The sequence below is a fragment of the Streptosporangium sp. NPDC002721 genome (assembly GCF_042888905.1).
Lineage (GTDB): Bacteria > Actinomycetota > Actinomycetes > Streptosporangiales > Streptosporangiaceae > Streptosporangium.
Map to the genome: position 1 here is coordinate 187,415 of NZ_JBIAQI010000008.1, position 20,209 is coordinate 207,623.

20 protein-coding genes are annotated in these 20,209 nt (G+C 72.3%); 8 read left to right on the forward strand and 12 right to left on the reverse strand.

Going from position 1 to position 20,209, the window contains the following annotated elements; translation table 11 throughout:
* Positions 1 to 86 precede the first annotated feature (86 nt).
* On the reverse strand, positions 87 to 851 hold the full coding sequence (fabI, locus tag ACFYWM_RS13135) for an enoyl-ACP reductase FabI (protein WP_389913203.1): 765 nt from the start codon (positions 849 to 851) through the stop codon (positions 87 to 89).
* Position 852: 1 nt separating this feature from the next.
* Positions 853 to 1,557, reverse strand: coding sequence for a beta-ketoacyl-ACP reductase (locus tag ACFYWM_RS13140; RefSeq protein ID WP_389913206.1), 705 nt, complete (start codon positions 1,555 to 1,557; stop codon positions 853 to 855).
* A gap of 76 nt (positions 1,558 to 1,633) precedes the next feature.
* Here ACFYWM_RS13140 and ACFYWM_RS13145 point away from each other — a divergent pair, with 76 nt between their 5' ends.
* Together ACFYWM_RS13145 and ACFYWM_RS13150 are read left to right on the forward strand one after the other, a co-directional pair.
* The gene (locus tag ACFYWM_RS13145; RefSeq protein WP_389913209.1) at positions 1,634 to 3,133 is read left to right on the forward strand and encodes a TldD/PmbA family protein; all 1,500 of its coding nucleotides are present in this window, start codon (positions 1,634 to 1,636) and stop codon (positions 3,131 to 3,133) included.
* A gap of 71 nt (positions 3,134 to 3,204) precedes the next feature.
* The gene (locus ACFYWM_RS13150) at positions 3,205 to 4,572 is read left to right on the forward strand and encodes a metallopeptidase TldD-related protein (RefSeq protein WP_389913620.1); all 1,368 of its coding nucleotides are present in this window, start codon (positions 3,205 to 3,207) and stop codon (positions 4,570 to 4,572) included.
* 108 nt (positions 4,573 to 4,680) lie between these two features.
* Here ACFYWM_RS13150 and ACFYWM_RS13155 read toward each other — a convergent pair whose 3' ends face one another.
* Together ACFYWM_RS13155 and ACFYWM_RS13160 are read right to left on the reverse strand one after the other, a co-directional pair.
* A complete protein-coding gene (locus ACFYWM_RS13155) occupies positions 4,681 to 5,817 on the reverse strand; it encodes a carcinine hydrolase/isopenicillin-N N-acyltransferase family protein (protein WP_389913212.1) in 1,137 nt (378 codons plus the stop codon).
* 38 nt (positions 5,818 to 5,855) lie between these two features.
* Positions 5,856 to 6,068, reverse strand: a complete 213-nt coding sequence (locus ACFYWM_RS13160) for a dodecin (RefSeq protein WP_389913214.1) — start codon at positions 6,066 to 6,068, stop codon at positions 5,856 to 5,858.
* A 111-nt stretch (positions 6,069 to 6,179) separates the two neighbouring features.
* Between ACFYWM_RS13160 and ACFYWM_RS13165 the strand changes: the two genes are divergently transcribed.
* Positions 6,180 to 6,455: a DUF3099 domain-containing protein gene (locus ACFYWM_RS13165; RefSeq protein WP_389913217.1), complete on the forward strand. Its 276-nt coding sequence runs from the start codon at positions 6,180 to 6,182 to the stop codon at positions 6,453 to 6,455.
* A 196-nt stretch (positions 6,456 to 6,651) separates the two neighbouring features.
* Here the strand turns inward: ACFYWM_RS13165 and ACFYWM_RS13170 are convergent, their stop codons facing one another.
* The 5 genes from ACFYWM_RS13170 to ACFYWM_RS13190 all read right to left on the reverse strand — a co-directional run bounded on the left by ACFYWM_RS13170 (position 6,652) and on the right by ACFYWM_RS13190 (position 10,812).
* The gene (locus tag ACFYWM_RS13170; protein WP_389913220.1) at positions 6,652 to 6,909 is read right to left on the reverse strand and encodes a DUF6457 domain-containing protein; all 258 of its coding nucleotides are present in this window, start codon (positions 6,907 to 6,909) and stop codon (positions 6,652 to 6,654) included.
* Positions 6,906 to 7,634, reverse strand: a complete 729-nt coding sequence (locus ACFYWM_RS13175) for a molybdenum cofactor guanylyltransferase (protein WP_389913223.1) — start codon at positions 7,632 to 7,634, stop codon at positions 6,906 to 6,908. The genes ACFYWM_RS13170 and ACFYWM_RS13175 overlap by 4 nt, the downstream gene beginning before the upstream one ends.
* A 79-nt stretch (positions 7,635 to 7,713) precedes the next feature.
* Positions 7,714 to 8,703 (reverse strand): GTP 3',8-cyclase MoaA, encoded by a 990-nt coding sequence (gene moaA / locus ACFYWM_RS13180; protein WP_389913225.1) that lies wholly within the window; start codon positions 8,701 to 8,703, stop codon positions 7,714 to 7,716.
* A 149-nt stretch (positions 8,704 to 8,852) separates the two neighbouring features.
* Positions 8,853 to 10,040, reverse strand: a complete 1,188-nt coding sequence (locus tag ACFYWM_RS13185; protein WP_389913227.1) for an RtcB family protein — start codon at positions 10,038 to 10,040, stop codon at positions 8,853 to 8,855.
* A 202-nt stretch (positions 10,041 to 10,242) separates the two neighbouring features.
* Complete coding sequence (locus tag ACFYWM_RS13190) at positions 10,243 to 10,812, reverse strand: PadR family transcriptional regulator (protein ID WP_389913229.1); 570 nt, start codon at positions 10,810 to 10,812, stop codon at positions 10,243 to 10,245.
* Between the two features lie 53 nt (positions 10,813 to 10,865).
* Between ACFYWM_RS13190 and ACFYWM_RS13195 the strand changes: the two genes are divergently transcribed.
* Positions 10,866 to 12,056 (forward strand): FAD-dependent oxidoreductase, encoded by a 1,191-nt coding sequence (locus ACFYWM_RS13195; protein WP_389913232.1) that lies wholly within the window; start codon positions 10,866 to 10,868, stop codon positions 12,054 to 12,056.
* Between the two features lie 132 nt (positions 12,057 to 12,188).
* On the opposite strand, the gene ACFYWM_RS13200 is transcribed toward ACFYWM_RS13195, so the two are convergent.
* Positions 12,189 to 13,058, reverse strand: coding sequence for a UbiA family prenyltransferase (locus ACFYWM_RS13200; protein ID WP_389913235.1), 870 nt, complete (start codon positions 13,056 to 13,058; stop codon positions 12,189 to 12,191).
* A gap of 354 nt (positions 13,059 to 13,412) precedes the next feature.
* On the opposite strand from ACFYWM_RS13200, the gene ACFYWM_RS13205 reads away from it, so the two are divergent.
* From ACFYWM_RS13205 to ACFYWM_RS13220, 4 genes are all read left to right on the forward strand, one after another.
* The gene (locus tag ACFYWM_RS13205; protein ID WP_389913238.1) at positions 13,413 to 14,792 is read left to right on the forward strand and encodes a type III polyketide synthase; all 1,380 of its coding nucleotides are present in this window, start codon (positions 13,413 to 13,415) and stop codon (positions 14,790 to 14,792) included.
* Positions 14,793 to 15,085: 293 nt separating this feature from the next.
* On the forward strand, positions 15,086 to 15,403 hold the full coding sequence (locus tag ACFYWM_RS13210) for a 3-oxoacyl-[acyl-carrier-protein] synthase III C-terminal domain-containing protein (RefSeq protein ID WP_389913241.1): 318 nt from the start codon (positions 15,086 to 15,088) through the stop codon (positions 15,401 to 15,403).
* 7 nt (positions 15,404 to 15,410) lie between these two features.
* Positions 15,411 to 15,992 (forward strand): isoprenylcysteine carboxyl methyltransferase family protein, encoded by a 582-nt coding sequence (locus ACFYWM_RS13215; RefSeq protein ID WP_389913244.1) that lies wholly within the window; start codon positions 15,411 to 15,413, stop codon positions 15,990 to 15,992.
* Positions 15,989 to 17,002 (forward strand): NAD(P)/FAD-dependent oxidoreductase, encoded by a 1,014-nt coding sequence (locus ACFYWM_RS13220; RefSeq protein WP_389913246.1) that lies wholly within the window; start codon positions 15,989 to 15,991, stop codon positions 17,000 to 17,002. The genes ACFYWM_RS13215 and ACFYWM_RS13220 overlap by 4 nt, the downstream gene beginning before the upstream one ends.
* A gap of 72 nt (positions 17,003 to 17,074) precedes the next feature.
* Here ACFYWM_RS13220 and ACFYWM_RS13225 read toward each other — a convergent pair whose 3' ends face one another.
* On the reverse strand, positions 17,075 to 17,959 hold the full coding sequence (locus ACFYWM_RS13225; RefSeq protein WP_389913248.1) for a hypothetical protein: 885 nt from the start codon (positions 17,957 to 17,959) through the stop codon (positions 17,075 to 17,077).
* Between the two features lie 318 nt (positions 17,960 to 18,277).
* Positions 18,278 to 20,113: an AMP-dependent synthetase/ligase gene (locus ACFYWM_RS13230; protein ID WP_389913251.1), complete on the reverse strand. Its 1,836-nt coding sequence runs from the start codon at positions 20,111 to 20,113 to the stop codon at positions 18,278 to 18,280.
* Positions 20,114 to 20,209: the final 96 nt, after the last annotated feature.

The window sequence follows — 20,209 nt, forward strand, 5'->3', positions numbered from 1 at the left end:
GCTCGGTCGTTCCACGGCCGCCCGCGACATCACCGTTCAGTACGGCGTCCCCCCGGCCGGCCGTCGCCCGCCGGGGTGTGGACGGCTCAGCCGCCGATGGCGTGGACTCCGCCGTCGACGTGGACGATCTCGCCGGTCGTGGCGGGGAACCAGTCGGACAGCAGGGCGACGCACGCCTTGGCCGCCGGGATCGGGTCGTTGATGTCCCAGCCGATGGGGGCCTTGGCGGGCCAGCTCTCCTCGAACTCGACGAAGCCGGGGATGCTCTTGGCGGCCATGGTCCTGATCGGGCCCGCGGCGACGAGGTTGACCCGGATGCCGTGCTTGCCGAGATCGCGGGCCAGATAGCGGGAGCAGGACTCCAGGCCGGCCTTGGCCACGCCCATCCAGTCGTACACCGGCCAGGCCTTCGTGGCGTCGAAGTCGAGGCCGACGATCGCGCCGCCCTCCTTCATGAGCGGGAGCGCGGCCACCGCGAGCGACTTGAACGAGTACGTGGAGACCTGGACGGCGGTCGCCACGTCCTCCCAGGAGGTGTTGAGGAAGTTGCCGCCCAGGGCGGTCTGCGGCGCGAAGCCGATGGCGTGCACCACGCCGTCCAGGCCGCCGAGGTGCTCGCCGACCCGGTCGGCCAGCGAGTCGAGGTGCTCGGTGCTGGTGACGTCGAGCTCCAGCACGGGGGGCGGCTCCGGCAGGCGCTTGGCGATGCGCTCGACCAGGCTGAGCCGGCCGAACCCGGTGAGCACGATCTGCGCGCCCTCCTCCTGGGCCAGCTTGGCCACCGAGAAGGCGATGGAGGCGTCGGTGAGCACCCCGGTGACGAGGAGCCGCTTGCCTTCGAGGATTCCCACGTCAGTGCCCCATTCCAAGGCCGCCGTCGACGGGGATGACGGCCCCCGTGATGTAGGCGGCGTCCTCGCCGGCCAGGAACCTGACCACGCGCGCGATCTCCTCCGGGGCGGCGTAGCGGCCCAGGGGGATGTTCTTCCTGATCTGCTCCTGGTAGGCGTCGTCGAGCTCGGCCGTCATGTCGGTCTCCACGAAGCCGGGGGCGACCACGTTGACGGTGATGTTGCGCGAGCCCAGCTCCCTGGCGGCCGACCGGGCGAAGCCGATCATGCCCGCCTTGGAGGCGGCGTAGTTGCTCTGCCCGGCCGAGCCGAGCATGGCGACCACCGAGGAGATCAGCACGATGCGCCCGCGCTTGAGCCGCAGCATGCCGCGGGTGGCGCGCTTGGCGACCCGGTAGGCGCCGGTCAGGTTGGCGTCGATGACGTCGGTGAAGGTCTCCTCCTTCATCATCGGCAGCAGCGTGTCCTTGGTGATGCCCGCGTTGGCGACGAGCACCTCGACCGGGCCGTACTCGGCCTCGACCTTCGCGAAGGCGGCGTCCACGTCGGCCGTGCTGGTGACGTCGCAGCGCACGCCGAACAGCCCCTCCGGGGGCTGGCCGGAACGGTAGGTGACGGCGACGTCGTCGCCTGCCTGAGCGAGTTCGCGGGCGATCGCGAGGCCGATGCCGCGATTGCCGCCGGTTACGAGAACAGATCGAGCCATGGTCAGACGGTATCGGCTACCGGCGGGTAACCACCTTGTCCGGGAGGGACAAGATCACAGGGCTAGGATCGTCGACATGCGCCAGATCGACTCCGACTTCCTCGCCCTGCCGCTGCGCCGGCTGGCGGACGCGGCCCTGCAGCGCGCCCGTGACCTGGGCGCCGAGCACGCCGACTTCCGGCTGGAGCGCATTCGCGGGGAGACCCTGCGCCTCTCCGACGCCGCGCTGGAAGGTTCCATCGACGCTGACACCCTCGGTTACGCCGTACGGGTCGTCAAGGACGGCACCTGGGGCTTCGCCGGGGGTGTCGAGCTCACCCCGGAGGCGGCCGTCAGGGTCGCCGAGCAGGCGGTGGAGGTGGCGGTCGTCTCCGCGGCGGTCAACCGCGAGCCCGTCGAGCTGGCCCCCGAGGCGGTCCACTCCGACGTCACCTGGGTCTCCTCCTACGAGGTCGACCCGTTCGAGGTGCCGATGCGCGACAAGGCGGCGCTGCTCGCCGACTGGTCGGGCGCCCTGCTGAGGGATCCCGGGGTGGACCATGTCCAGGCGTCGCTGATGCAGGTCAAGGAGCAGAAGTTCTACGCCGACACGGCCGGGACCGTCACCACGCAGCAGCGGGTGCGCGTACACCCCCAGCTGAAGGCGACCAGGGTGCTGGAGGGCCGCTTCGACTCGATGCGGACGCTCGCCCCGCCCGTCGGCCGGGGGTACGAATACCTCACCGGCACCGGCTGGGACTTCCCCGGGGAGCTGACGCGCATACCCGAGCTGCTGGAGGAGAAGCTCCGTGCCCCCTCCGTCGAGGCGGGGCTGTACGACCTGGTGGTCGACCCGTCGAACCTGTGGCTGACGATCCACGAGTCGATCGGGCACGCCACCGAGCTCGACCGCGCCCTCGGTTACGAGGCGGCGTACGCCGGGACGAGTTTCGCCACCTTCGACCAGCTCGGCACGCTGGTGTACGGCTCGGAGCTGATGAACGTGACCGGCGACCGCACCGTCGAGCACGGCCTGTCCACGATCGGCTACGACGACGAGGGGGTGGCGACCAGGGAGTTCGACATCGTCTCCGACGGCGTCCTGGTCGGCTACCAGCTCGACCGGCGGATGGCGCTGCTGAAGGGCCTGGGCGCCTCCAACGGCTGCGCCTTCGCCGACTCCCCCGGCCACACCCCGATCCAGCGGATGGCCAACGTCTCGCTGCGCCCGGCGTCCGACGGCCCCACCACCGAGGAGCTGATCTCCGGCGTCGACCGGGGCATCTACGTGGTGGGCGACAAGAGCTGGTCCATCGACATGCAGAGATACAATTTTCAGTTCACCGGTGAGCGGTTCTATCTGATCGAGAACGGCAGGCTCACCGGGCAGCTGCGCGACGTCGCCTACCAGGCCACGACGACCGACTTCTGGCGATCGATGGCGGCGGTCGGCGGGCCCCAGACGTACGTGCTGGGCGGGGCGTTCAACTGCGGCAAGGGGCAGCCGGGCCAGGTCGCGCCGGTCAGCCACGGCTGCCCGTCGGCGCTCTTCCGCGGCGTGCGCATCCTCAACACCGTCCAGGAGAGTGGCAGTTGAGCACGCGCGGCGAGCGGGTGGCGGAAGGCGGCGGCCGGGAGGACCGGTGGGAGAGGCGGGAGAGGAACGGGATGACCCCTCAGGAGATGATCGAGAAGGTTCTCGAGCTCTCCACGGCCGACGACAACGTCGTGATCGTGGACGAGACGTCGAGCGCCAACCTGCGCTTCGCGGGTAACACCCTCACCACCAACGGTGTGTCCCGTTCCACGCAGCTGACGGTGATCTCCATCGTGGGCCGCGGCGTGGGCGTGGTGTCGCGGGCGGCGGTCCGTCCCGAGCAGCTCGACGACATCGTGGCGGCCGCCGACCACGCCGCCGAGGACGCGCGGCCGTCCGAGGACGCCCGTCCGCTGCTGGAGGCCACCCGCTCCGGCGACTGGGACGCCCCCGCCGAGGCGACCTCGATCGGGGTGTTCGGCGCCTTCGCCCCCGCGCTGGGCGAGACCTTCGCCACGGCCGAGGCGGGCGGGCGCAGGCTGTACGGGTTCGCCGAGCACACCGTCACGACGACCTTCGTGGGCACCTCGACCGGCACCCGGCTGCGGCACACCCAGCCCACCGGCCGCCTGGAGCTCAACGCCAAGTCCCCCGACATGCGGCGTTCGGCGTGGACCGGCGTGTCCACCCGCGACTTCTCCGACGTCGACGTGGCGGCCCTGGACGCCTCGCTGGCCCAGCGCCTGGAGTGGGCGAGGAACCGCGTCGAGCTGCCCGCGGGCCGCTACGAGACGCTGCTGCCGCCGACGGCCGTGGCCGACCTGATGGTCTACCTGTACTGGACGACCGGGGCGCGCGACGCCCTGGAGGGGCGCACGGTCTTCTCCAGGCCCGGCGGCGGCACCCGCGTGGGCGACGTCCTCTCCGAGCTGCCGGTCCACCTGTACGGCGACCCCTCGGCGCCGGGCGTCGAGTGCCCGCCGTTCGTGGTGGCGCACGCCTCGGGCCGGGAGAACTCGGTGTTCGACAACGGGCTTCCGCTGGAGCCCACCGACTGGATCTCCGGCGGGAGGCTGGCCAACCTGCTGCAGACGCGGCACTCGGCCGAGCTGACCGGCCTGCCGGTGACCCCGGCCGTGGACAACCTGATCATGCGGGGGCCCGAGGGCGGGCGGTCGCTGGAGGAGATGATCGCCTCCACCGAACGCGGCCTATTGCTCACCTGCCTGTGGTACATCCGCGAGGTCGACCCGCAGACGCTGCTGCTGACCGGGCTAACCCGCGACGGCGTCTACCTGGTGGAGAACGGCGAGGTCGTGGGCGAGGTGAACAACTTCCGCTTCAACGAGAGCCCGGTGGACCTGCTCCGGCGCCTCACCGAGATCGGCGCCTCCGAGCAGACCCTGCCGCGCGAGTGGAGCGACTACTTCAACCGCGCGATCATGCCTCCGGTCCGGGTGCCCGACTTCAACATGTCGACGGTGAGCCAGGCCAGCTAGCTCCTCCGCCGGTACGGGCGGGGGGGTGTACCGCGTCCGTCTCCTCCCGTTCGACTCCGGGCGGACGAGAGGGGCGCGCCGCGTCCGTATCCCGCCCCGGCCGGGCGCTCAGCGCTGGACGAGCGGGATGGTGTGCACGGTCTCCCAGCGCTGGCCCGCCACCACGCGGGCGGTGGCGTCTGTGAGGTCGTAGACGACCGACCAGCGGGTGTGCGTCTGGGCCACCTTTCGCAGCAGGCCCATCGCGCCCTGCCAGTCGCGGGTGGCGGGCAGCCCCTCGGCGAGCGTGCGGTAGCGGTGGTCGGCCCGGCGCTGGGCGGCGGAGGTGCCCGTCATTCCGAAATTGGTGAGCATCCGGTCGTCGATGACGTTGAGCCTGCCCCCGGCGTACTCCACGACAGCCGACTTGCCCGCCGCGTCGGCGATGAGGTAGTGGATCTGCGGCCCGATCGTGAAGTCGACGTCGTAGCGGCGCATGATCGCCAACGCCTCGTCCACGGTCGCGGCCTTGTCGAGCATGATCCTGATGACGCGGACGCTGGTGATGTCGGGGCGGTCGGGGGAACGGGCGGGCAGCCCTCCCTCGGGGGAGGTCGCCATGCCGATCGCGAGCCCCTTCTCGTTGACCCCGTCGTAGGGGGCGAGCACCGCGTGAGCCATCCTGCGGCGGTCGGGCGCGGCGGACAGGTCCGGCGGGGTGGAGCCTCCGATCAGGTGGAACAGGTCGACGACGGAGACCGAGGCGTAGCCGTCGGGCGGGTCGGCGTGCACGATCAGCGCCGGGTTGGGGTCCCAGTCGAAGTTGCGGCCGAACAGCGGCCGGTCGCCGCCCAGGGCGAACAGGGAGCAGGCCCAGCCGTCGGCCCGTCCCGCCAGTTCCTCCTCCCCCAGGGGCGCCTCGCGGTCGTACGACCCGTGGTAGGTCATCTCGTACAGCGGCAGGTCGTCGATCTTGCGGATACTGCCGATCGTCCGCGCGACGTCGGCGGCGCTCTGGCGCAGCAGGGGTTCCTGCCCGGTCCCGGCTCGCGGCGCGGTGATCGTGGGTACGGGCGCGGTTCGCGGGGCGGACACGGTGGTGGCGGGCGCGGCGGCGGGGACGGGGGCGGACACGGGGGGCGCGCCGCCCGCCGGGGCGGCGCAGCCCGCGGGGAGGATCACCGCCGCGGCCAGCGCGGCCCGCGCCACCGCCCCCATCCCCGCACCGCGCGGTCTTCCCGTTCTCGCGGCCCGAGTCTCTTCCATGCCCGCAGTCTGCGGCACGGGACATCCGCCGTACAGGCTCAGTCGTCCTCCAGACGGAACCCGATCTTCAGGCCGACCTGGAAGTGGCCGATCTCCCCCTCCTCGATGTGTCCTCTGATCTCGGTCACCTCGAACCAGTCGAGATGGCGCAGGGTCTGGGAGGCGCGGCGGACCCCGTTGCGGACGGCGGCCTCGATGCTCTCCCCCGAAGTGCCGACTATCTCGGTCACCCGATACGTTCGATCTGTCATCCCCTGCTCCTTCCCGGAAAGCCACGATTACATGACCGTTCACACCCAGCCGATATGAGGCTTAGATTGGGAGTTGTGAAGGTATGGGGTAAGCGTCCGGTGGTTCACCAGGTGACGGACGCCCAGCCCTCACTGAGCGCCGACATAGGCAAGCGCGAGAAGAGCTACTTCATCAAGATGGGGATCCGGCTGATCTGCCTGGTCCTCGCCTTCACCGTGCCCGCCCCGATGCCCGTACGGCTGCTACTCTTCGCCGGGGCGATCTTTTTACCATACCTTGCCGTGATCGGGGCCAACGCGCCGCCGCGCGGAGTTCCGCGTGCCCCTGACATGGAAGATTCCGGACAAAGCGAGATTCCACGCCACCGACGCGAGATCGGGTCGTGACTAAGTCTTGACGCACCCCAAGGGTAGTAGGTGTACGCTTTAGCCAAGTGCCCTGGTCCCCCGTCGGGGCACTGTTGCCGGCGTTCCGGGCCCCCGTCGGAACGCCGATGAAGCGACGCCGGGTGGTTTGCCCCCGTAACCACCCGGCGTCGCCCTTTTCTCAGACTTTTACATCAAAACGTCTCACCTTTTGGCATTATTTGTCGCCCGGTGTCTCGGCCGTCGCCTGTTCCCAGTTGCGCGCCAGCGCGGTCAGCCTCTCCACGGCGTCCGGCGGCGCCGTGCCCGCTCCCTGGGCCAGGCCGAGCAGATAGGCCGTGAGCGGCGCGGCCGGCCTGGCCACCCCGTGCGCGACCTCCTTGGTCAGGTCCAGCACCTCGTCTCGATCCAGCGTCGCGGGGTCGACACCCAGCTCCCGGCAGACCAGCGCGGTCCATTCCGCCAGCACGTTCATCTCTCGCTCCTTGTCCGCGGCCGCGCCCGTACCGTACCGTCGCCGCTCTCGCGGCCCTCGCCGGAACCGGCCCTTCCGCCCTCGGAGCCCGGCTCCAGCGTCCGGGCCCGCTGTAGATCGTCCATGGTGTCGCAATCGAACCACGGCTGCCCGGTGAGATGAAGCGTGGCCGGGTCGAGCGGGGCCAGCAGCCCGTGCAGCGACCGCCCCTCGTAGCGGGCGAGCGCCCGCGCCAGGCTCTCTACGTGCCACACCCCGGCGAGCCACTGCTCGCGCCCGCCGTCGTCGAGGAGCACCGCCCCGGCCCGGCGCTCGCCCGTTTTCCCGGTACGCTTCCCGGCCCCCGCGTACGGCATCGTTTCTCGCCCCGCCGGGTCCTGCCCGTCCCCCGCCCCCGCGGCGTCGAGCAGCGCGGCCACGTGCTCGGCGGTCAGGAACGGGAGATCGGCGGCGAGGAGCGCCACCCACGGGGCGGTCACCTCGGCCAGGCCCGCCCGCAGCGCCGGGACGGGCCCGCCCCCGGGCGGGTCCTCACGCCGGAAGATCGCGCGCGGCAGCCCGGGGCGGGGCGGCCCGACGACGATCAGCCGTGCCGCGCCGGGCACGGCGGCGGCGACCGACTCGACCAGCGGGCGGCCGGAGACGTGCAGGCCGGGCTTGTCGCGCCCGCCGAGCCTTCGCGCGAGGCCGCCCGCCAGGATGCAGGCGTCGTGGCGGACGGTCATCGGGCACCTCCAAGGGCTCCGTGTCTCTGCGTCTCCAGGGCTCCAGGGCTCCGGGGCTCCGGGGCTCCGGGCGGGGACGTCAGCCGCCGATGGCGGACATCGGGCGGGACGGCTGCAGGAAGGTCGGGTCGTCGATGCCGTGACCGGCCTTCTTGATCCGGACCGCGGACCGCCAGCGCTCGGCGATCTCGTCGTCGTCGGCGCCCGCGCGCATCGCGGCCCTCAGGTCGGACTCGTCGGTGGCGAACAGGCAGTTGCGGATCTGGCCGTCGGCGGTGAGTCTCACCCGGTCGCACGCGCCGCAGAACGGCCGGGTGACCGAGCCGATGACCCCCACCCTGGCCGGGCCGCCCTCGACGAGGAACAACTCCGCAGGGGCGCTGCCGCGCTCCGCCGAGTCGGCGTCGACCAGGTCGAAGTCGGCCTTCAGCATGGCGAGGATCTCGTCGGCCGTGATCATGTTCTCCCGGCGCCAGCCGTGCTGGGCGTCCAGCGGCATCTGCTCGATGAACCGGAGCTCGTAGCCCCGCTCCAGGCAGTAGCGGAGCAGCGGCACGGCCTCGTGGTCGTTGATCCCGCGCATCAGCACCGTGTTGACCTTGACCGGGCGCAGTCCGGAGGCGTCGGCCGCCTCCAGCCCGGCGAGGACGTCGGCCAGGCGGTCGCGGTGGGCGAGCCTCTTGAAGGTCTCGCGATCGAGGGTGTCGAGGGAGACGTTGACCCGGTGCAGACCCGCGGCGGCCAGGGAGGCGGCCATCCGGCCCAGCCCGATCCCGTTGGTGGTCAGCGAGACCTGCGGGACGGGGTCGAGCGCGGTGGTGCGGGCCACGATGTCGACCAGCTCGCGGCGGAGCAGGGGCTCGCCGCCGGTGTAGCGGACCTCGGTGATGCCGAGCCGCTCCACCCCGATGGTGACCAGCCTGACGATCTCGTCGGCGGTCAGCAGCTCGGGTTTGGGCAGCCATTCGAGGCCTTCGGGTGGCATGCAGTAGGAGCAGCGCAGGTTGCAGCGATCGGTGAGGGACACCCGCAGATCAGTCGCCACGCGACCGAACGAGTCCTGCAACACGGGACGCCACCTCCAATTGATCACCTGTTGGAACAGGGGGCCAGCCTACGGCCAGCCCCCCTTCCGGCCCTAGACAGGCCTCACTGTTCCAACATCACCAAGAGATGGTTGATTCCTGGATATGTCGTCGCATGTCCCGTTTCCGGCCGTCAGCCCTTGACGCAGACCAGCTGCCGCAGGTGGGCGACGACCTCGACCAGGTCGGCCTGCGCCGCCATGACCGACCGGATGTCCTTGTACGCGCCGGGAATCTCGTCGATCACCCCGGTGTCCTTGCGGCACTCGACACCGGCGGTCTGCGCCTTGAGGTCGGCCAGGGTGAAGGTCTTCTTCGCCCTGCTCCGGCTCATCCGGCGGCCCGCGCCGTGCGAGGCCGAGTTGAACGCGGCCGTGTTGCCCAGGCCCTTCACGATGTAGGTGCCGGTCGCCATCGACCCGGGGATGATCCCGAACTCGCCGGAACCCGCCCGGATCGCGCCCTTGCGGGTGACGAGCACGTCCACGCCGTCGTAGCGCTCCTCCGCCACGTAGTTGTGATGGCAGGAGATCGGCCGCTCGAAGGTGATGCCCGCCAGGTGGCGCCGGAGCACGTCGCAGACCAGGGCCATCATGACCGCGCGGTTGCGCCGCGCGTAGTCCTGCGCCCAGAACAGGTCACGCCGGTAGGCGTCCATCTGCGGGGTGCCCCCGACGAACACCGCCAGGTTCCGGTCGGGCAGGTCCTGGTTGTGCGGCAGGTGCTGGGCCTGGCCGATGTGGTGCTCGGCCAGCTCCTTGCCGATGTTGCGCGACCCGGAGTGCAGCACCACCCAGACCGTGCCCTCGTCGTCGGCGCACACCTCCAGGAAGTGGTTGCCCCCGCCCAGGGTGCCCATCTGCACCTCGGCGCGCTCCCGCCTCGGGCGGACCGCCGGGGCCAGCGTGTCGAAGTCCTTCCAGAACCCCGCCCAGTCGGCGGTCTTGAGCCCGTGCAGTTTGGTGGGGTCGACCGGCCGCTTGTGGTGCCCGAACCCGACGGGAATCGCCTGCTCCAGCTTCGAACGCAGGTGGGCCAGGTTGTCGGGAAGGTTCTCCGCCCTGAACGAGGTCTTCACCGCGGTCATCCCGCACCCGATGTCGACCCCGACCGCCGCGGGCGAGACCGCGTCGCGCATCGCGATGACCGACCCCACCGTCGCACCCATCCCGTGGTGCACGTCCGGCATCACCGCGACTCCCTGCACCCACGGCAGGTTCGCCACGTTGCGCAGCTGCTGCATCACGTTCGGCTCGACCTCCGCCGGGTCGGCCCACATGCGGATCGGCGCACGCCCACCCATCACCTCGTTGTACGACATCTCCACATCGCCTCCTCCCGGCCACATCCCGAACGTGATCAATAAGGCCAGAAAGGCCATCCACCCCGCAACTCAATAATCATCGGGTCACGGCCTCGGGCGGGACACCGGGGAGGGTCGGAGCCCGAGCTCGGGCGGTTCGTCGCCGGTGAAGGTGAGCTTCACGACGGGGAAGGTCCCGTCGCCCATGAAACGGCGGAGGTCAGATGCGGTAGTCCCAGTCGAGCAGGCCCGCGCGCAGGTCGCCGGTGAGGCCGCGGACGTAGTCGAGTTCGGCCCTGAGCACGGCCCGCTGGTACTCGGACTCCACCAGGAAGACGCGGGGCAGGAACCTCGCCCCCTCGGTGAGGCCGGTGTCCAGCTCCGACAGCCGCGTCTCCAGTGAGGTGACGCGCTCCTCCAGCGCGGCACGGACCTCGCCGGGCGGCAGCACGGGCAGGAAGGCGAGCGCGGCGGGGAACTCGGGGAACTCGCGGGCCCGCGCGGAGAGCATCGTCCGCATCCACTGCCGCAGCGTGTCGCGGCCCGCCTCGGTGGGCTCGTAGACGGTCCGCTCCGGGCGGTTCTCCTCGCGCGAGGTCTCGCGGACCGCGATGAGCCCGTCGCGCAGCAGCCGCTCGATGGTCTGGTACACGCTGTTGCGCTGCGCGACGTTGACCACGTCGTCCTTGTGCCGTTCCTTGATCAGCCGCTGCATCCGGTACGCGTGCATCGGCGCCTCGACGACCAGGGAGAGCAACGCCATGGCCAGGGGAGATCGCCTCGTAGACATGGCGAACATCGTAGGGCCCGCCGTTTGATGGTTATTCTATGTATAGTCATGTTATGACTAAAAAAGCGTTGATCATCGGCGGGGGCATCGCCGGTCCGGTGACGGCCATGGCCCTGCTGCGCGCGGGCGTGGACTGCGAGGTCTTCGAGGCGTACGACCGCGGTTCGGAGGGGGTGGGCGTCTTCCTCACGCTCGCGGCCAACGGGATCGAGGCCCTGCGCCCCCTCGGCCTACGCGACCTCGTCCACGATCTGGGCATGGACTCCTCGCGGATGCTGATGCTCAACGGCCGGGGCAAAGTGCTCGCCTCCACCCGGCAGCCCAGCCGGACGCTGAGGCGCGCCGACCTCTACCTGGCGCTGCGCGACGAGGCCGTGCGGCGCGGGGTGCGGATCCACTACGGCAAGCGCCTCACCGACGCCTCGATCACCACGGACGGGGTACGCGCGGCCTTCGCCGACGGCGGCACGGCCGAGGGCGACCTGCTGGTCGGCGCCGACGGGCTCCACTCGCGCACGCGCACGATCATCGACCCCGGCGCGCCCCGCGCCCGGCACGTCGGGCTGCTGAACACGGGCGGTTTCGCGGACGGTGTGAAGGTGCCCGGCGAGCCGGGGACGTACCACTTCGTCTTCGGCAAGAAAGCCTTCTTCGGCTACCTGGTCCACCCGGACGGGCAGGTGTGGTGGTTCGCCAACCCGCCGAGCCGGAAGGAGCCGACCCCGGAGGAGCTCGCGGCGGTCACCCCCGAGCGGTGGCGCGCCACGCTGACGGAGTTGTTCGGGGACGACACCGGGCCGATGCTCGACATCATCCGCGCGACCGCCGACATCCCGGCCGGATGGAACACCTACGACTTCCCGACCGTGCCGAGGTGGTCCAACGGGCGCATGGTGATCCTGGGCGACGCCGCGCACGCGACCTCGCCCTCGTCGGGCCAGGGGGCGTCCATGGCGATCGAGGACGCGGTGGTGCTGGCCAAGTGCCTGCGTGACGTCCCCGGCACCTCCGACGCGTTCGCCGCCTTCGAGAGGCTGCGGCGAGGCCGGGTGGAGCGGATCGTGGCGCACGGCAGGCGCAACGGGAGCGGCAAGGCCCCGGGAGCCGTCGGCGCCTTCCTGCGCGACCTCGCGCTTCCCGTCGTCATGCGGCAGGTGGACAGGAGGGACGCGCTGGCCTGGATACACGACCACCGGATCTCCTGGGACGACCGGGTGCCCGCGGTGCCGTCGGCCTCTCGCTGAGACTCGGACGCCCGCACCGGCCGGGGAGCGGACCGGGCCGATCTGGGGCGGTCCGGTCGGAGGCGAGCCGTCGGGGCGGGGATCGACGGCCCGACATGAGCGGAACGAAGCGCGGATCAGCCGGGGCGGGAGTCAGGGGGCGGTGATGGCGGTGCCCCGGGCGAGGAGCAGGACGACGTCGACCGCGGCGACCGCTATCGCCATGGCGAAGGGGACGCGCGACGAGCCCCGGCCCAGGGCCAGCCCTCCGGCGGTGAACGCCCCCGCCGCCGCCAGGGCGATCCAGCCTCCCGCGCCCGGCGGCTCCGGGGGACCGAAGACGAGCAGGGCCGTCGCGGCCAGCGGCGGCAGCGGGATCAGGGCGCGGACGCGGGCGGTGCCGAGCCGCTGCGGCCAGCCGCGGACCCCGCCCGCGAGGTCCGCGGGGATGTCGGGGAGCACGTTCGCCAGATGCGCCCCGCAACCGAGCAGCGCGGCGGCCGCCACCGCCCACCAGGCGGGCCACGGGCTTCCCGGCAGGCCCAGGGTCACGAACCCCGGCAGCGAGCCGAACCCCACCGCGTACGGCAGCCAGGACAGCGCGGTCGCCTTGAGCCCGAGGTCGTAGGCCCACGCCGCGGCGACGCCGGCCAGGTGGACGGCACCGGCGGCGGGACCGGAGGCCAGCGAGAGCGGCACGCACAGCGCCAGGGCCACGAGCGCGGCGGCCCACACCGTGCGGACGCCCACCGCGCCGGAGGCGACGGGCTTGGCGGCGCGTCCCGCGGCGGCGTCGCGCGCGGCGTCCACCGCGTCGTTGCACCAGCCGATCGAGAGCTGCCCGGCCAGCACGGCGGCGGCCACCAGGGCGCACCCGGCCGCGTCACGCCCGCTCGCGACGGCCAGCGCGGTCACCAGGGCGGTGACCGCCACGGTCGGCCCCGGGTGACAGGCCAGCAGCAGCCCTCGTACGGCCCGGAACGACGGCTCGGGGCCCAGGCGCGATGGCCGACTCGTCGTCACAGGTCGATCGTAGGCGGGAACCCCACCGGGCGCGGGGCCCCCGCGGACCGGAACGCGGCCCCCGATCGCCGGCCAGCCTCTCATCGCCGGTGAGTCCCTGATCCGCCGGTCAGTTCCTCGTTGCCGGTCAGCCCCTGATCCACCGGTCAGCTCATTGCCGGCGAGTCCCTGATCCGCCGTCGGCCCCGATCGCCGGTCATCCGCTCTCCGGTCATCCGTCTCACTGTTTCCCGCTTCGCGGAGCGGTGGACCGGAATGCCGTGGAAAGCGGGCAGGGAGGACTTCGTGACGCATGCCGCTACGGCAGATGGGCAAAAGGGAAGTGTCCGCTGTTTGCGAGCCGGGGGTTAATAGATGACGCGAATCATCGCTGTCCGCGGCGCACTCCCGCCGAACCACCACTCCCAGGCAGAGATCACCGACGCGTTCGCGCGAGCGTGCCTTCCCGAAGGGGCCAGCCGCGGGCTGCTCGACAGGCTGCACGCCTCCGCGCGGGTCGAGTCACGGCACCTGACGTTGCCGCTCGAACGGTACGCCAAGCTGGACGGCTTCGGCGCGGCCAACGACGCCTTCGTGGAGACGGCGGTGGAGCTGGGCGTCGAGGCGGTGAGCGGGGCGCTGGAGGACGCGGGGGTCGTCCCCGAGGACGTGGACATGATTCTCTTCACCTCGGTGACCGGTGTCGCGGCGCCCTCGGTGGACGCCAGGCTGGCCGGGCGGCTCGGGCTGCGCCCGGACGTGAAGCGGATACCGGTCTTCGGGCTGGGCTGCGTCGCGGGAGCGGCCGGGATCGCCCGCCTCCACGACTACCTGCGCGGCTGGCCGGACCATCTGGCGGTGCTGCTCTCGGTCGAGCTGTGCTCCCTCACGCTGCAGCGCGGTGACGCCTCCGTCGCCAACATGGTCGCGAGCGCCCTGTTCGGCGACGGTGCGACGGCAGTGGTGGCCTGCGGATACGAGTGGCGGCCCCGGCGTACCGGCTCCCCCGGTAGCTTCCGCGCCACTGGGGCGAGCGACGTGTTCGCGACGACGCGGGCCGCGGGACCCGCCGGGTCCTCCCCGCCGAACGGCGCGCCCGCGACGCGACACCGGCTCCCCCTCCCCGGCCCCTCCGCGCCTTCTGCGCCTTCCGCGTCTTCCGCGTCTTCCGCGTCTTCCGCGTCTTCCGCGTCTTCCGCGTCTTCCGCGTCTTCCGCGTCTTTCTCGACCTCCCCGGTTTCCGCGTCTCCGGGATTCGTGAGCCCCTCCCCCGCAACGCACCATCCGCTCCCCGACCAGGCGGAGGCGTACGGGATCCCGGGGCCGACGGTGGTGGCCTCGCGCAGCCACCTGTATCCCGGCTCCGAGCACGTGATGGGCTGGCACGTCGGCGACACCGGCTTCCGCGTGCTGCTCGACGCGAGCGTCCCCGAGGTGGTGCGCACCTACCTCGCGGAGGACGTACACGGCTTCCTCGGCGACCACGGCCTGCGGGTCGAGGACGTGACGGCGTGGGTGTGTCACCCGGGCGGCCCGAAGGTCCTGGAGGCGGTGGCGGAGACGCTGCGGCTTCCCGAGGGCGCGCTGGACCTCACCTGGCGCTCGCTCGCGGCGATCGGGAACCTGTCCTCGTCCTCGGTCCTGCACGTCCTGCGGGATACGCTCGCCCTGCGGCCACCACCGCCGGGCACGCCGGGACTCCTGCTCGCGATGGGGCCGGGATTCTGCTCCGAACTCGTCCTGCTGCGCTGGTAGGGGTCCGATGTCCTGGCATCTGTCGTCCTGGTATCTGCTCCTCGTGCTGCTCGTCGGTCTGGAGCGTGTCGCCGAGCTGGTCGTCGCGCGCCGCAACGCGCGCTGGAGCATGGCGCGCGGCGGGGTGCTGTCCGGGCAGGGGCACTACCCGTGGATGGTCGTCCTGCACACCGGCCTGCTCGCCGGGTGCCTGGCCGAGGCGGGCCTGGCCGACCGGCCCTTCGTGCCCGCGCTCGGCTGGCCGATGCTCGCGCTGGTGGTCGCCGCGCAGGGGCTGCGCTGGTCCCGAGGTGGTGCGCACCTACCTCGCGGAGGACGTACACGGCTTCCTCGGCGACCACGGCCTGCGGGTCGAGGACGTGACGGCGTGGGTGTGTCACCCGGGCGGCCCGAAGGTCCTGGAGGCGGTGGCGGAGACGCTGCGGCTTCCCGAGGGCGCGCTGGACCTCACCTGGCGCTCGCTCGCGGCGATCGGGAACCTGTCCTCGTCCTCGGTCCTGCACGTCCTGCGGGATACGCTCGCCCTGCGGCCACCACCGCCGGGCACGCCGGGACTCCTGCTCGCGATGGGGCCGGGATTCTGCTCCGAACTCGTCCTGCTGCGCTGGTAGGGGTCCGATGTCCTGGCATCTGTCGTCCTGGTATCTGCTCCTCGTGCTGCTCGTCGGTCTGGAGCGTGTCGCCGAGCTGGTCGTCGCGCGCCGCAACGCGCGCTGGAGCATGGCGCGCGGCGGGGTGCTGTCCGGGCAGGGGCACTACCCGTGGATGGTCGTCCTGCACACCGGCCTGCTCGCCGGGTGCCTGGCCGAGGCGGGCCTGGCCGACCGGCCCTTCGTGCCCGCGCTCGGCTGGCCGATGCTCGCGCTGGTGGTCGCCGCGCAGGGGCTGCGCTGGTGGTGCATCACCGCGCTGGGCCCGCAGTGGAACACCCAGGTCATCGTCGTGCCCGGCCTGCCGCCGGTGGAGCGCGGCCCCTACCGGCTGCACTGGTTGCGCCACCCCAACTACGTCGCGGTGGCCGTCGAGGGGGTGGCGCTGCCCCTGGTGCACACCGCGTGGGTCACCGCGCTGGTGTTCACCGTGCTCAACGCCGCGCTGATGGTGGTGCGGATCCGCTGCGAGGAGGACGCGCTGGCCCTGCTCGCCACGGCCCCGCCAGGCGACGGGCCACCGCGGTCCACCGGCGGGCCGTCGGCGTGATCGACGTCCTGATCGCGGGCGGGGGCCCGGCGGGGCTGGCCACCGCCATCCACGCCGCCCTGGCCGGGATGGAGGCGGTCGTCGTCGAGCCCAGGGCCGTACCGGTGGACAAGGCGTGTGGCGAGGGGCTGATGCCCAGCGGGACCGCGGCCCTGGGGGCGCTGGGGGTGCGGGTGGAGGGCAGGCCGCTGCGCGGCATCCGCTACCTGGACCGCCGGTACGCGGTGGAGGCCGCGTTCCGCGACGGGCCGGGCCTGGGGGTGCGGCGGACCGCGCTGCACGCCGCGCTGGCCCGGCGGGCGCGGGAGCTGGGCGTGCGGGTCGTACCGGGCAAGGTGGACGGGGTGCGGCAGGACGGCCGCGGGGTCGAGGCCGCGGGCCTGCGGGCCCGCTGGCTGGTGGCCGCCGACGGCCTGCACTCCCCGCTGCGCGCCCTGCTCGGGCTGGAGCTGCCGGGGCGCGGGCCGCGCAGGTACGGGCTGCGGCGGCACTACCCGGTCGCGCCGTGGACGGACTTCGTCGAGGTGCACTGGGCCGCGGACGGCGAGGCGTACGTGACGCCGGTGGGCGAGAACCTGGTGGGCGTCGCCGTGCTGAGCTCGCGGCGGCGCGGCTACCCGGAGCACCTGGCGGACTTCCCCGCGCTCCTGGAACGGCTGCGGGGACCGGCGGCGACCCCGGTGCGCGGGGCCGGGCCGCTGCGCCAGCGGGTGCGCGCCCGGGTGGCCGGGCGGGTGCTGCTCGTCGGCGACGCGGCCGGATACGTCGACGCGCTCACCGGGGAGGGGGTGTCGCTCGCGCTGACGTCCGCGCGGCTGCTGGTGGACTGCCTGCGGGCCGATGCCCCCGGGTCGTACGAGGCCGCCTGGCTGCGGTTGTCCCGGCGGCACCGGCTGCTCACCGGCGCGCTGGTGGGCACCCGCCAATACCGGACGGCGGGGCGGCTGATCGTCCCGGCCGCCCGGCGGATGCCCGCCCTGTTCGGCGCGGCGGTGCACGCCCTGGCCTGACCCGGAGGCCGGTCCGTGCTTCTTCCCGGCCCGGGTGCTCCCGGCCGGTCGTCGGCGCCCGCGGGGTTGCTGCTAGCGCGAGACCTGGTGGACGATGCCCAGCCTGGGGGCGTAGTGGTTCGTGCCCTGGAAGCGGATCCGCCACTCGCCGCCCGTGCGGTCGCCCACGGTCCGGGCGAAACGGCCGTGGGAGTCGGTCGTGGCCCCGGCCACCCTCGTCCATCCGGCCTTCTCCCTCTCCTTCTCCCTCTCCTTCGGCCGGTGCAGGATCTCGACGGGCTGGCCGGGGAAGGGCGCGTAGTCGAGGTCCCCCTGCGGATCGACCCTGTTCAGCACGCCCGTCACCCGCACGCCCGAGTTCCCCCTCACCGCCTCCACGCCGCCGAACCTGGTCAGGCGCTTCAGCAGGAAGCCCGTGTGCCCGGTGACCTCGGCGCCGTCCACGCCCCTGGCGGTCACGGAGACCGTCCAGGGGCCCGCCGGGTACCAGCGGCTCAGGCTCTTCTCCGGGGCGAACCGCCAGGTCACCCAGCCCTCCCCCGGCCCCTCCCCCGGCAGGGAGACGATCCTCTCCTCGGTCGCCCCGGCCGTGCCGTGAGCGAGGCGGGCGGCCACGATCGGGCCGGGTGCCGGGCCGGGCGCGAGAGCCGGCCCCTGTCCGGGCTTCGGCTGGGCGGGTGTCTCGCGGCGCGGCGCGGTGACGGGGAAGGACGTGCCCGAGGCGGGAGGCGCGCCGGGCTCGACCCTGATCCTCACCCCTCCGGGGCCGGTGACGCCCCGGGCCACCACCTCTATCACCATGCGCACGGAGTCGGCGGGCCCGACCACGGGGCTCGCCGGGCGCAGGGTCACCGAACGGATCGTCAGGTCCTCGACGGCCGCGGCCGGTGCTCCGGCCGGTACCGGCAGGGTCACTGCCCCGGCCGCCAGGGATGCGAGAAGGACTCTCATCGTCATGATCAGGACGCTAGGAGGCCGCCGGTAACAAGCAGGTAGAGGACACACGCCCCGTTGGGCAAAGCGCGGGGCGTCCACCGGGGGACGCGGCGGCCGCGAAGAGGGGACCCGGCGCCCGGCGACGGCGGGCGCCGGGCGGCTCGCGCGCGGCCCGAGGTCTCCTCGTGGTCAGCTCTCGTACATGCCGACGCGGTCAGCTCTCGTGCATACCGACGCGGTCAGCCCTCGTGCATACCGACGCGGTCAGCTCTCGTGCATACCGACGCGGTCAGCCCTCGTACATGCCGACGCGGTCAGCCCTCGCACGTGCCGACACGGTCAGCCCTCGTACATGCCGTCGATGATCTCCGAGTACTTGGCGTGGATGACGCGGCGCTTGAGCTTCAGGCTCGGGGTGAGCTCCGCGCTCTCGGCCGTCCACTCCACCGGCAGCAGGCGCCAGCGCTTGATCTGCTGGACGCGGGCCAGCTTCTCGTTGGCGACGGCGATCGCGCCCTCGACGGTCTTGAGGACGTCGGGGTGCTCGGCGAGGTCGGCCAGGGTGGTGAACGTGACGCCGTTGGCCTGCGCCCAGCCGGGGGCCACCTCGCCGTCGAGGGTGAGGATCGCCACCGGGTACGGCCTGCCGTCGCCGTAGGCGAGGGCCTGGCCGATGAGCGGGTGCTCCTTGAGGTAGTTCTCGATGTTGGCCGGGGAGATGTTCTCGCCCCCGGAGGTGATGATGATCTCCTTCTTGCGGTCGACGATGCTGACGAAGCCGTCCTCGTCGACGGAGCCCACGTCGCCGGTGTGCAGCCAGCCGTCGTCGTCGAGCAGCTCGGCGGTGGCCTCGGGCCGGTTGAGGTAGCCGCGGGTGTTGGCCGGGCTGCGGGTGATGATCTCGCCGTCCTCGGCGATCCTGACCTCGACGCCCGGACCCGCCTGGCCGACCGTGCCGAGCTTGTAGCGGTCGGGGGCGTTGGCGGTGAACGCGCCGGTCGTCTCGGTCATGCCGTACACGTCGAGGACCCGCAGGCCGAGACCGGCGAAGAAGCGCTGGACCTCCAGCGGCATGGGCGCGGCGGCGGTGGCGAGCCAGCCCGCGTTCTCGAAGCCGATCATCGCCCGGATGATCGACAGCAGCGCGGCGTCGGCCTGCTCGTAGGCGGCCACGACCTCGGGCGAGGGGGTGCGCCCGTACTGGTTGGCCTCGATGTAGGCGAGCCCGGCGGCCATGGCCTGGCGTACGCCCTCCTGCTGCTCCTCCGGCTGGGTGGCGAGCAGCGCCTGCAGGCGGGCCATCATCTTCTCCCACACGCGCGGCACCCCGAAGAACAGCACCGGCTTGACCTGGCCGAGGGTGGCGCCGAGCTGGGCGAGGTCGGTGCAGAAGTGGGTGTGGGAGAACTTGAAGAGCGGCAGGTAGAGGCTGAGCACCCGCTCGGCGATGTGCGCGTAGGTGAGGTAGGAGATCTGGGTGCCGTTGCTGGGCAGCTCGGCCATCCGGTTGGTCGCCACGACCTCGAAGAACACGTTGGCGTGGGTGAGCGGCACGCCCTTGGGGTTGCCGGTGGTGCCGGAGGTGTACAGGACGGTGAGGACGTCGTCGGCGGTCACCGCCTGCCAGCGGGCGTCGACGGCGGCGGGGTCGGCGGCGAGCGTCTCGCGGCCGAGGGCGAGGAAGTCGTCCCAGGAGACGAACCGGTCGCCGGCCGGGGCGCCCTCCAGCACGATGATCTTGCGAAGCCCGGGAAGGTCGTCCAGGACCGGCTCCCACCTGGCCAGGTCGGCCGCCCCGCCGAGCACCGCGATCCTCGCCCCGACGTCGCCGGCCACGAAGGCCACCTGGTCGGGGGCGAAGGTCGAGTAGACCGAGCAGGACACGGCACCGGCGTGCACCGCGCCCAGGTCGGCCAGGACGTGCTCGCTGCGGTTCACCATCATGAGCGCGACCGCCTCGCCGGGCTCCAGCCCGAGCGCGGCGAAACCGGCGGCGATCTCCAGGACCCGCTGCCTGGCCTGGGAGTAGGTCAGGGTGGACCAGCCCCCCTCGACCGGGTCGGAGTACGCGGGCGCGTCGGGATTGCTCTCGGCCGCCTCCTTCAGCTGACCGCAGACCGTGCGGCCCGCGATCTCCCTCTCGATCGCCGCCCGCTCCTCAAGGACACCGGCCATGACGCGCCTCCAGAAAGTGTTCACTTGCACGAGTGGCATGCATCGCACCACACGCCGTTCCCCTCGGACAAGACCCTGAAAGGGAGAAGAAACGCC